This is a genomic window from Bacillus sp. JNUCC-21 (assembly GCF_041222765.1).
Classification (GTDB): Bacteria; Bacillota; Bacilli; order Bacillales; family Bacillaceae; genus Bacillus; species Bacillus velezensis.
This window is the reverse complement of the sequence record NZ_CP166019.1, coordinates 653,155-664,843: the sequence shown is the minus strand read 5'-3', so window position 1 is coordinate 664,843 and position 11,689 is coordinate 653,155. Positions and strand designations below refer to the sequence as shown.

Sequence of the window (11,689 nt, the reverse complement as noted above, 5' to 3'; positions counted from 1 at the left end):
CTCCTCTTATTTCTTTAGCTCTCCCAATAGCTGTGCTTCATTCCATACTTCAATATTTAATTCCTGCGCTTTTGTCAGCTTGCTTCCGGCCGCTTCTCCGGCAATCAGCAAGTCTGTTTTTTTGCTGACAGATCCCGTCAGCTTTCCGCCGAGCGCTTCAATCTGCGCCTTGGCTTCATTTCTGGACAGCTCTTCAAGCTTTCCGGTCAACACGATGGTTTTGCCGGCAAAATAAGAGTCGCTGTCCTCCGCTTTTACTTTTTTCGGGCCTTTGTAGAGTGTGTTCACACCGAGTTCCTCAAGTTCATTCAATAGCTCAAGCATTTCTTCTTTGCGGAAATAGGTGATAACGGCATCGGCCATCTTTTCGCCGATTTCATCTACCGCAAGCAGCTCTTCTTCCGTAGCTTGTTTCAGATTTTCCAGGCTTTCAAAATGCATGGCGAGTGTTTTGGCCGCTTTTGAGCCGATAAAACGGATGCCGAGACCGAACAGCAGGCGTTCCAGCGAATTCTCTTTCGACTTTTGGATGGAGCTGATCAGATTGTCAGTTGATTTTTCCCCCATCCGCTCAAGCCGGATGACCTGCTCTTTCGTCAGCTTATACAAATCAGCGACATTACGGACGAGATGTTCACGGAAAAGCTGTGTGATGACACGTTCTCCGAGTCCGTCAATATTCATCGCGTTGCGTGAGACAAAGTGAATCAGGCCTTCTCTGATCTGCGCCGGACATTCCGGATTGATGCAGCGCAGCGCGACTTCTCCTTCAATGCGGACAAGTTCGCTTTCGCACTCAGGGCAGCTGGTCGGCATATTGAATTCTTTTTCTTCCCCGGTCCGCTGTTCGATTAAGACATTGACGACCTCAGGGATGATGTCGCCCGCTTTTTTGACGACCACTTTATCGAGAATGCGGATATCCTTCTCTTTAATTAAATCTTCGTTATGAAGGGATGCTCTTGAGACCGTCGTTCCCGCGACTTTTACCGGTTCCAGAACGGCGGTCGGCGTAATGACGCCCGTTCTTCCGACATTCAGTTCGATATCGAGCAGTTTTGTCACGACCTCTTCCGCCGGGAATTTATAAGCAATCGCCCAGCGCGGGCTTTTTGCCGTATACCCGAGCTCTTCCTGCTGGTCGAGCGAATCGACTTTGATGACGATTCCGTCAATTTCATACGGGAGATCGGCCCGCTTCGCCTGCAGCTCTTCGATCATTTCAATGACTTCATCTATCGTGGCGCATTTTTTCCGTTCCTGGTTTGTTTTAAAACCGAGCTCATCCAGAAAATCCAGGCCCTGACTCTGTGTTTCCACACCCATTTCGTCAAGCTCCGCTATACTGTAGACGAAGATGTCAAGATTTCGTTTCGCTGCAATTTTCGGATCGAGCTGTCTGAGTGAGCCCGCAGCCGCGTTCCGGGGATTGGCGAACGGCTCCTCTTCATGTTTCAGCCTTTCTTCATTGAGCGCTTCAAATGACTGTTTCGGCATGTACGCCTCTCCGCGCACTTCTATGGAAAGATTCCGTTTCATTTTCAGCGGAATGTTGCGGATCGTTTTTAAGTTTTCCGTGATATCTTCGCCCGTCGTTCCGTCTCCTCTTGTCGCGCCTCTGACGAAATAGCCGTCTTCATAACGGAGAGAAACAGCAAGACCGTCTATTTTCAGCTCCACATTATAAGCGACGCCGTCACCGACAGCCTGACGGACGCGGCGGTCAAAATCGCGGAGATCATCATCGTTAAATGCGTTGCCGAGACTGAGCATCGGCGTGCCGTGCTGCACCTTTTGAAACGATTCAAGCACCGCTCCCCCGACCCGCTGTGTGGGCGAATCAGGCGTTCTGAGTTCCGGGTGCTCTTCCTCTATGGCAATCAGCTCCTGCATCAGTCTGTCGTACTCGGAATCCGGCACGCTCGGTTCATCTAAGGTGTAATATTCATAACTGTACTGATCGATGGTGCGGCGCAATTCTTCTGCCCGGTGTTTCGCTGTTTCTTTGTCCATCATGTTCTTCCTTTCCTCTTCAGGTTACTGCTTTTCAATCGGCGCAAAAGCGGCAAGCAGACGCTTCACGCCGACTGGGCTCGGGAATGCGATATCAAGCTCGGTGCTTTCGCCTTCTCCTTTTACGCTGACAACCGTTCCGGTGCCCCATTTTTTATGGCCCGCTTTATCGCCGACCGCCCAGCTGAGCGAGTCGCCGCCTGTTTTGTTCGCATAGGAAACGGGACGGGATACGGGCCCGCGTTTTGGCTGCACTTTTCTTCCCGGCTGCATGCGAGGTGTTTTCTTCTCATTTAGGTTCTCCAATAAATCGCCAGGTATTTCCCTGATAAAGCGGGATTCCGGATTCATATTGGTGCGGCCGAATAAGGTACGCATTTTGGCATTCGTTAAATACAGTTCTTCTTCCGCCCTCGTAATGCCTACATATGCGAGCCTGCGTTCTTCTTCCATCTCGGCTTCTTCCATCAGGGAGCGGCTGTGCGGGAACACGCCTTCTTCCATGCCCATTAAGAACACGACAGGAAATTCAAGCCCCTTAGCGGCGTGCAGTGTCATTAAAGTGACGGCATCCTTTCCGCCTGATTCCTCTTCCTTCTCGTCGAGCTGGTCAATATCCGCAATCAGCGCCAAATCAGTCAGAAACGCGACGAGAGACTTGTCTTCGCTTTTTTGTTCGAAGTTTTTCGTCACGGAAAGAAACTCGTCGATATTTTCAAGGCGGCTTTGGGCTTCGATTGATTTTTCGGCCTTCAGCATTTCTCTGTATTCCGTTTTCTCGAGAATTTCTTCCGTGAGTTCCGTAATGGACAGGTAATCCTGCATGTTCGTCAGATTTTCAATCATCGCGCCAAAGCCGTCAAGCGCGTTTGCCGCTTTCGCGCTGACGCCGATGAAATCAACCTGTTTGACCGCCTGGAACATTGACATTCCGTTCATCGCCGCATATGAAGCGATTTTTTCTAGTGAAGTGGCGCCGACGCCCCGCTTCGGCACATTGACGATCCGCGTAAAACTGATGTCGTCGTCCGGGTTTGACACAAGGCGCAGGTATGCGAGAATGTCTTTAATTTCTTTCCTGTCGTAGAACTTGGTTCCGCCGACGATATTGTAGTTCAGTCCGGATTTTAAAAGGGTTTCCTCAATGACGCGCGACTGGGCGTTTGTCCGGTATAAAATCGCGATATCGGAAAGCTTCCGCCGGCCCGAGCTGTGCAGCTCATAAATTTTGCCCGCGACGAATTGGCCTTCGCCGAATTCATTGTCGCCGCTGTAATAAGAAAGCTTGATGCCTTCGTCATTTTCCGTCCACAGGTTTTTCGGCTTGCGGTTTGAGTTGTTTTTGATCACTTCGTTAGCCGCTTGCAGAATACGCTTTGTTGAGCGGTAATTTTGCTCGAGCAAAATCACGTTTGCGCTCGGATAATCTTTTTCAAAGGAAAGGATATTCGCGATATCCGCCCCGCGCCATCTGTAAATGGACTGGTCGGAGTCACCGACGACGCAGATATTTTCAAGACGGGCCGCAAGCTGCTTCACAAGCAGGTATTGCGCCCTGTTCGTATCCTGATACTCGTCTACGTGAATGTATTGGAATTTGCGCTGATAAAACTCAAGCACTTCCGGCACACGCTCGAAAAGCTTAATCGTCGTCATGATTAAATCATCAAAATCGAGCGATTGGTTTTTCAGCAGTTTTTTCTGATAATCGGTATACACGTCACTCGTGACCTGATCGTAGTAGCCGCCGGCCGTTTTTGCGAATTCCTCAGGTTCGATCAGCTCGTTTTTTGCGCTGCTGATGGAGCCTAAAATACTTCTCGGATCAAACTTTTTCGGATCGATATTCCGCTCTTTCAGAATCCCTTTAATAACGGAAAGCTGATCAGCCGTATCAAGAATGGAGAAATTTCGGTTGATGCCGATTCTGTCAATATCCCTGCGCAGAATCCGCACGCACATGCTGTGGAAGGTGGAAATCCAGATTTCATCCGCGCCGGGTCCGAGAATGCTCTCCACCCGCTCCTTCATTTCTCTGGCTGCTTTATTTGTAAATGTAATCGCCAGAATGTTCCATGGCGCCACGTGTTTTTCCGCCATTAAGTATGCGATTCTGTGCGTCAGCACACGTGTTTTTCCGCTTCCCGCGCCCGCCATCAGAAGCAGCGGACCGTCCGTCGTCTTGACCGCTTCCTGCTGAACGGGATTTAATCCGCTTAATAATTGATTGCTAATGTAATTCATATCCGTTCACCGCCTATCAAACATATGTTCTATCATAAATCAATTTCGTCCGCTTGGCTACTTTGTCTTTACAGCCGCCACCGTTTTAAGCGCCTGATCAAAATCTTCATATACGGCATTTCCGACAACGATGACATCGGCATGACGGCCGAACCGTTCCGCCGTTTCCGCGTCTTTAATGCCGCCTCCGTAAAACAGGACGGACTTGTCCAGCACAGCCTTCGTTTTCTCCACCGTTTCTATGTCCGCCAGCATCCCGCTGTATTCCAGATAAAAAATCGGGAGATGAAGCAAATGCTCCGCGACCCGCGCATAGGCGAGAATATCTTCTGTTTCTATATGTGTATCCGCCTCCGTCAAAGCGGCCGCCTTACAATCAGGGTTGACGATGCAGTAGCCCTCCGTCACGATTTCCTCCATTGACATGAGCTCTCCGTATTCTTTCATCGCCTGATGATGCATGCCGACAATCCAGTCCGCCTTTTTGCTGTTGAGCACACTCGGAATGAAATAAAGATCAAACCCGGGCACAATGGAATCAATCGTCGACACCTCAAGTACGCACGGCACTAAAAACCGCCGCACCTTTGACATCAGTCTCAGCACATTGTCCTCGGTGATATTGTCGCTTCCTCCGATCACAATGGCGTCAGTCCCTGATTCACAAAGCCGTTCCAGTTGTTCATCCGGTAAATCTTTATTCGGATCGAGTTTAAAAACATGCTTCCACTCGTTAACATCGTACATGCGTTTTCGTTCCTCCATTCGTTTCTTGCCATTTAAACATTATAACAAATTCGTTTGGCCCGGAAAAACGGAAAAAGACGTCATTCACCTGATTCACAAAAAAAGATTGCGCTCCGCCGGACGGGAAACGGCTATGTTTGAAAACAGACAATATGTGGAATGTCAAAGAGAAAAAAGACAAGGAGTCTGATCTCAATGGAACAAGCCATTATCGTACTGATTTGTATATTGATTTTTATTATTTTAGTTCCCGCCGCACTGTTTCTCTGGATATACATAAGAGACGAAAAGCAGGAAGAACATTCAGTGCTGCGCAATTATCCCGTAGCGGGAAAACTGCGCTATATATTTGAAAAAATCGGACCTGAGCTGCGGCAGTATTTATTCAGCAATGATAACGAAGAACAGCCGTTTTCCCGGAGAGAATATGAACAGACGGTCATGTCCGGAAAGTATAAGAGCAGAATGATGGGCTTCGGCTCAGAACGGGATTTCAATCAGCCGGGCTATTATATCCGTAACGCCCTCTTCCCGAAACAAAGGGAGGAGCTGCGCGCAGATCAGACGCCGAAGATCGACACGATGGTATACAAGATTGACAAAGACAACCTGCTGAAACGCAGCGAACACCGCGAAAAAGCAAAAGCGGACCCTTATTACCTGCATCCGGACGATGTGCAAGTGATCGGCCGCGATACATGCAAGAAGCCGTTTTATGTGAAAGGGTTAATCGGACAATCAGCGATGAGCTACGGCTCACTTGGCGACCGGGCAATCACCGCCCTGTCAAAAGGGCTGCACCAGGCCGGCGGCACATGGATGAATACAGGCGAAGGCGGCCTGTCTGAGTATCACCTGAAAGGCGGCGCGGATATTATCTGCCAAATCGGCCCCGGGCTGTTCGGCGTCCGCACCGAAGATGGAGAATTTTCGTGGGAAGAATTCAAGAAAAAAAGCCGCCTCGAGCAGATTAAAGCCTTTGAATTAAAGCTTGCGCAAGGGGCGAAAGCAAGAGGCGGGCATATTGACGGTTCAAAGGTGACCGAAGAAATTGCCGCCATCAGAAATGTGCAGCCCGGACAATCCATTGACAGCCCAAACCGCTTCAACGAGTTCTCAAATGTTCCGGACATGCTTGATTTCATTGAGAAATTAAGGACTGTCGGTGAAAAACCGGTCGGTATCAAAATTGTCCCGGGCAGCCGCAAAGACCTTGAAGACCTTATTTCCTGTATGAGTTCATCAGGCAAACTTCCCGACTTTATTACGATTGACGGCAGTGAAGGGGGAACGGGAGCTTCTTTCCATGAGCTGGCGGATTCCGTCGGCCTGCCGATTCTGACCGGCCTCCCCCTTGTTGACGGCCTTTTGAAGACATACGGGATAAGAGATAAGCTGAAAATTTTCGCATCCGGAAAGCTGCTCACTCCGGATAAGATTGCCGTTGCCCTCGCGTTAGGCGCGGATTTTGTCAATATTGCCCGGGGAATGATGTTTTCAGTCGGCTGTATCCGCGCTCAAGTATGCCACACCAATCATTGTCCTGTCGGAGTGGCGACAACCGACCCAAAACTTCAGCGCGCGCTCAGTATCGAGGATAAACAGCACCGCGTCTGCAACTACGTGCTCTCGTTGCGTGAAGGGCTGTTTCACCTTGCCGCTGCGGCGGGCATCAGCTCACCGATTCATTTTTCAGCTGAACACATCGTATACCGGGAGGAAGACGGAAGCCTGAGGGAACTTCCCGGCCTTTTGAATCAGCACGCATAAAAAAAACCGCCTGCCGTCATCGGCAGAGCGGTTTTTTACGTAGCTGAGGAGGATTCTCCTTTGTTTACGCGGTCAAGCGCCATTTCATAGGCGTCGTTACCGTAATTTAAGCATCTCTTCACCCGGGAAATCGTCGCTGTGGAAGCACCCGTTTCGCTTTCTATTTTGTGATACGTATTTCCTTCGCGGAGCATTCTTGCCACTTCCAAACGCTGCGCCAGCGATTGGATTTCATTAATCGTACAAAGATCGTCAAAGAAACGATAGCATTCCTCCAGATCTTTCAGCGATAAAATAGATAAAAATAACTGGTCCAGTTCTTTTCCGCGTAATTTATCGATTTGCATCGTCAAACACCTTCTCCTTTACTAATGGAAGCTGCATCGAGATCAGGCACGATATTAATCCATGTCTTTCCTGGCACAAACGGAAGAATCTCACCGCCTTTTACGGGCAGAATACGGCCGTCTTTATATTCCCAGTCTGACTCTATAACATCGCCGTGCTGAAGCAGGAGGCCCTTCCCCCCTGACTGAATATCGATGGCCCGCCTTCCATCTTTGTCTGTCATGCGATGGCCGGCTTCAACAATAAAAATGTTGTGCATGGCTAAAGGCTTTCCGGTCTCCCGGTCTGTCGCTTTCACACCATCAGAGCTTCTTGTATAAGCATCAGCTTTTTTATCATAATCGTATTCGACAAGATTTGTAATGTTTTGTGTTCCATAATCTATCCGAATATTGTAGGTTTCATTTCCTGGTTTTGCATCTGATGTCTGAAATGGGAGCGGTTCTGTTTTTCCGTTCAGCTTGTATCCTTTTTGTTCCGCCGCCTTCCTGATATTGTCATACGACGTGTAGGAATTGTGGGGCGGCTTGCTGAAATCGGCTCTCCAAAACAGGCTTCCGTCAAAATCCAAACCGTTTATATAATCGTAAGCTCCGGACTCCAGCTGCTTTTTTGCGCCGGGACTCCAGCCATGATGGACAAATATGCTGTTAAACCCGCTGCTGAGCGTGACAAAATATTCCCTCGCGCTCCGCACAGGCCCGACCGTTTCCGGCATCTCACTTTGAAAAATCGCGAGAAACCGCGTAATCCGGCCCTCCGCGAGCGCTTCGATGACAACATCCGCCTTTGACAGCCCGGATTGGGGCCTCGCCTTCGGATGATTGTTCACTGCGACTGCAATCGGACGGCGTTCTGCAAGCTTCTGCTCAGTTTTCAGCCCCGTTAAAGGAGCTTCCGCTTCTTTCGGCTGCACCTGATCGGCATTGTTCTGCCGGCAGGCGGCAAGCAGCAAAAACGCAAAACAAAGCATACAAACGGTTTTCCATCTTTTCATATGTCGGCTCCCTGCTTTTATATTTTAACGCATTATCGATGGAAAGAGTACAGTTTTTTTCATCACGTCGAATATTCCTCTCGGCGTAATGCGGATATAAGGCAGGTGTGTGCTCTGCAAAAAGAGCAGCGTATAGATCGGATCGCAGAATCGGTAGCCCCGCTCCTCCAGCAGCGTCCTCAGTTTTTGCTCTTTCTCAAGCACTTCTTCATAATTCTCCGCAGATGCAGAACCGTTTAAGGCGAGGGGAATCTCATGCAGAATCTTCCCGTTTTCGGCAAGCACGATTCCGCCGCCGATTTCTTTCATCCGAGAGAAAGCGAGCAGGATATCTTCCTTATTTTTTCCGACAGCGATAATATCTCCGGTTGTCGTGTATGAACTGACAAAGCCCTGCACCCGATCGGCAAAACCTTTCAGCATTGTATTGACCCGCCATTTTCCATGCTTATCGAGAAGCGTGAGATAGCATTCATCATGATCAAAAGAAAGCTGGTCAACAGAATTATCAATCGCAATCATATACGGCTCCATAATGACCGCGTTGCGCATGGTCACACCCATCGGCATTGAAAACTGTAAATCATCCATCGTCATATCATATGAAAGCTCAAGAGGGACAAGACCGCCCTTTTTCCAATCCGTTTCTGTAAACGCCTTCATATTTCGGCCGTCTTCCCTCAGCAGGATGCCTTTGGAGATCACCGTGACCGGGTCCGGATTCATCGGGTCATCGAGAATGTTCAATGAAGCAAGCCGTCCCGGACCGATCACACCGAGAAAGTCGTCCATCTGATAATACTTCGCGATATTAAAGGACGCCATATTATAGGCATCGATCGCCGGAACTCCTTCCTCCAAAGCGATTTTGATCAATTCATTCGTCATGCCGCCTTTATAAAAATGCGGCGTCGCTCCATCCGTCGTGTAGAAGAAATGATCATAATGCCGGAAGCCTTTTTGATGGAGATCCTGCAAAATCGTTCTCAAATCAGGGCGGATGGATGAATGTCTGAGCGAAACATAGTAGCCCAATTCAAGCCGTCTCATCACCTCGCCGCCATTCATCGCCTCGTGGTCGGAATCCGCTCCGAACAGTTTCATCTTCGTCAGTGTTTTTTCAGAGGCTCCGGGAAAATGCCCTTCTATCCGCTTGCGCAGTTTCTTTGTCGCCTGCATGCAATGAAGCATCAAGTCATCGCCGTCCATGAGGCGCGGCCATCCGGTCAATTCTCCGCCTTGAATGACATCCGGGTGCTCAATCCATTGCTTTCGGACATCAAAAGAAAGAAGCTGATCCTCATTCAGCACTTCAGTCTGCAGATCATATCTGGACCACCAGAAATATTGCACCGGCTGTTTTTTCAGTTCCTCCAATATAGTAAGCGCTTTCTTTTTACCGCTATGCAAAAGAAAAAACAAGTTATCATTAACAAACGTCGTTGTTCCGAATTGAGACACATATTCGGCGAGCGTTTGGGGATTATATATTTGAAAAGGATGTGTATGCGGTTCAATGTAACCTGGCACAATGTATTTTCCTTCACAATTTATGGTATGAATGTGCTCTGCTGCATCAGGAAGCTCATCACCAACATATACAATTCGGTCTCCGTAAATCCAGACATTCTTTTTCAGCCATTGTTTTAAAAAAGGATTTAATACGAGAGCATCCCGTAAAAGTAGCGTTGGAAGCAGCTTTGAGTCTACAACATCCGCCTGTGATCTGATGTCTTTATTTTTCCAGTTAAAGGTACGTTCGGACATTCACATACTCTCCTTCGCTTATATTAGACCCATCGTATCACATCCGCACAATTATCGCACGGCTAAAACGTTACAAATTATTGAAGATGAATGAAAAACTTTTTCTAAGGGAGCTGAAATGATGAAACCGAATATCAGTTTATTAAATGCCGTTATGCGCATCACTTGCGGCCTCACCATTTTGTCTGCTGCGTCAGCGAAATACACGAGAAAACCTTGGTGCAAGATGCATCTCTTCTGTATGATGATGGGCGCGATGAAAGCGGCGTCCGGCATCCTCCGCTTCTGTCCGGTGACATATATGTTCCAAACCGGAATGAATCAGGATGACAGCCATCAGCAAGAAAAATAACAAGCCGTTTCGGCTTGTTATTTAATTTCTCCTGTCCCGCGAGTCTGAGAAGAATCCGTCTATACGCCGGAGGACTTCATCGATGACTGCGTGTCACACGGCAAGCCGACAGTCTTAGTCGTCTTTTCAGAAGAAAACCCGCATCTGATATGACGCGGGGTTTTCCTCTTTATCGCTGCGATGCTTTCAGCGCACGGGCGCCGATGTCGCTTCTGTAAAACAGTCCGGGTTTTGTCAGCCCTGAAACGGCGCTGTACACTTTATCTCTCGCCGCTTCAAATGTCTCCGCAAATGCCGTGACATTGGCGACCCGGCCGCCATTTGTAACAAATTGTCCGCCGTCTTTTTTCGTTCCGGCATGAAAAACGGCGATCCCGTCTTCAGCGGACGTCAAACTGCCGATCGGAGTGCCTTTCGCATAGCTTTCCGGATAGCCTTCAGAAGCCAGCACAACGCTGACGGCGGCCGTATCCTTCCACCTTAGGTCAACATCCTTCTCATGCAGAAGATCTAAGAGCACCTGAATGAGGTCAGATTCCATTCTCGGCACGACGACCTGTGTTTCCGGATCTCCGAAGCGCGCGTTGAATTCAATGACTTTTGATCCGTTTTCCGTCAGAATCAGCCCCGCGTACAGCACGCCCGTGAAGGAACGCCCCTCTTTGACCATTGCTTTTGCCGCCGGCTTCACAATCGTTTCGACTGCGCTTCTGACGATATCATCGGAAATGTGCGGCACTGGTGAGTAGGCTCCCATTCCGCCCGTATTCGGCCCTTTATCCCCATCGAAGGCGCGTTTATGATCTTGAGCGATTACCATCGGATAGACGGTCTCCCCTTTTACAAACGCCATTAAAGAAAATTCTTCGCCGGCGAGGAACTCTTCAATGACCACAGATGCGCTCGCCTCCCCGAATTTCTCATCCTCAAGAAAATCGTGCAGGCATTCAATCGCTTCTTCTTCCGTCATCGCGACCGTGACACCTTTTCCGGCGGCAAGCCCGTCCGCTTTAATGACAATCGGCGCACCTTTTTGCTGCACATATGCTTTCGCCTCTTCAAATGAAGTAAACGTCTCATAATCCGCCGTCGGAATGCCGTATTTTTTCATTAAATCCTTGGCAAACTGTTTGCTTCCTTCAATGATAGCCGCTTTTTCAGACGGTCCGAAAACAAGCAGTCTGGCTTTTTCAAACTCGTCCGCTATCCCTTCAATCAGAGGAACTTCGGGGCCGATAATCGTCAGCCCGACATGATGTTCTTTCGCAAACGCAATGAGTGCGGCATGATCGCTTTCTTCAATGTTGACCAGCGTCGCGCAGTCTGCCATACCGTCATTTCCGGGCGCGGCGTACACCGTGTCAACAAGCGGGCTTTGCGCCGCTTTCCAAGCCAATGTATGCTCTCTGCCGCCTTTTCCGATAATCAATACATTCACGCTTCGTTCCCCC

General features: G+C 49.0%; 9 protein-coding genes. 2 read left to right on the top strand and 7 right to left on the bottom strand.

Going from position 1 to position 11,689, the window contains the following annotated elements:
• Window positions 1–6 precede the first annotated feature (6 nt).
• The 3 genes from ligA to JNUCC21_RS03460 are packed head-to-tail and all read right to left on the bottom strand — an operon-like array spanning window position 7 to window position 5,004.
• Entirely contained in the window at window positions 7–2,013 is a 2,007-nt protein-coding gene (gene ligA / locus JNUCC21_RS03470; protein ID WP_017419034.1) for an NAD-dependent DNA ligase LigA, read from the bottom strand.
• 24 nt (window positions 2,014–2,037) lie between these two features.
• Window positions 2,038–4,257 carry a DNA helicase PcrA gene (gene pcrA / locus JNUCC21_RS03465; protein WP_150941052.1) on the bottom strand — a complete coding sequence of 740 codons (2,220 nt, stop codon included), beginning with the start codon at window positions 4,255–4,257 and terminating at the stop codon, window positions 2,038–2,040.
• 57 nt (window positions 4,258–4,314) lie between these two features.
• Entirely contained in the window at window positions 4,315–5,004 is a 690-nt protein-coding gene (locus JNUCC21_RS03460; protein ID WP_003155740.1) for a heptaprenylglyceryl phosphate synthase, read from the bottom strand.
• A gap of 195 nt (window positions 5,005–5,199) precedes the next feature.
• On the opposite strand from JNUCC21_RS03460, the gene JNUCC21_RS03455 reads away from it, so the two are divergent.
• Entirely contained in the window at window positions 5,200–6,774 is a 1,575-nt protein-coding gene (locus tag JNUCC21_RS03455) for an FMN-binding glutamate synthase family protein (RefSeq protein WP_012117004.1), read from the top strand.
• A gap of 35 nt (window positions 6,775–6,809) precedes the next feature.
• On the opposite strand, the gene JNUCC21_RS03450 is transcribed toward JNUCC21_RS03455, so the two are convergent.
• Genes JNUCC21_RS03450 through JNUCC21_RS03440 form a run of 3 tightly spaced genes read right to left on the bottom strand, consistent with a single transcriptional unit; the run spans window position 6,810 to window position 9,886 of the window.
• Entirely contained in the window at window positions 6,810–7,121 is a 312-nt protein-coding gene (locus tag JNUCC21_RS03450; protein ID WP_003155745.1) for a YerC/YecD family TrpR-related protein, read from the bottom strand.
• A gap of 2 nt (window positions 7,122–7,123) precedes the next feature.
• Window positions 7,124–8,119 (bottom strand): DUF3048 domain-containing protein, encoded by a 996-nt coding sequence (locus tag JNUCC21_RS03445; protein ID WP_012117003.1) that lies wholly within the window; start codon window positions 8,117–8,119, stop codon window positions 7,124–7,126.
• A gap of 24 nt (window positions 8,120–8,143) precedes the next feature.
• On the bottom strand, window positions 8,144–9,886 hold the full coding sequence (locus JNUCC21_RS03440; RefSeq protein ID WP_369878566.1) for an adenine deaminase: 1,743 nt from the start codon (window positions 9,884–9,886) through the stop codon (window positions 8,144–8,146).
• Window positions 9,887–10,007: 121 nt separating this feature from the next.
• Between JNUCC21_RS03440 and JNUCC21_RS03435 the strand changes: the two genes are divergently transcribed.
• Complete coding sequence (locus JNUCC21_RS03435) at window positions 10,008–10,238, top strand: DUF2892 domain-containing protein (RefSeq protein ID WP_017419030.1); 231 nt, start codon at window positions 10,008–10,010, stop codon at window positions 10,236–10,238.
• Between the two features lie 169 nt (window positions 10,239–10,407).
• Here JNUCC21_RS03435 and purD read toward each other — a convergent pair whose 3' ends face one another.
• Complete coding sequence (gene purD, locus JNUCC21_RS03430) at window positions 10,408–11,676, bottom strand: phosphoribosylamine--glycine ligase (protein WP_369878565.1); 1,269 nt, start codon at window positions 11,674–11,676, stop codon at window positions 10,408–10,410.
• Between the last annotated feature and the right edge of the window lie 13 nt (window positions 11,677–11,689).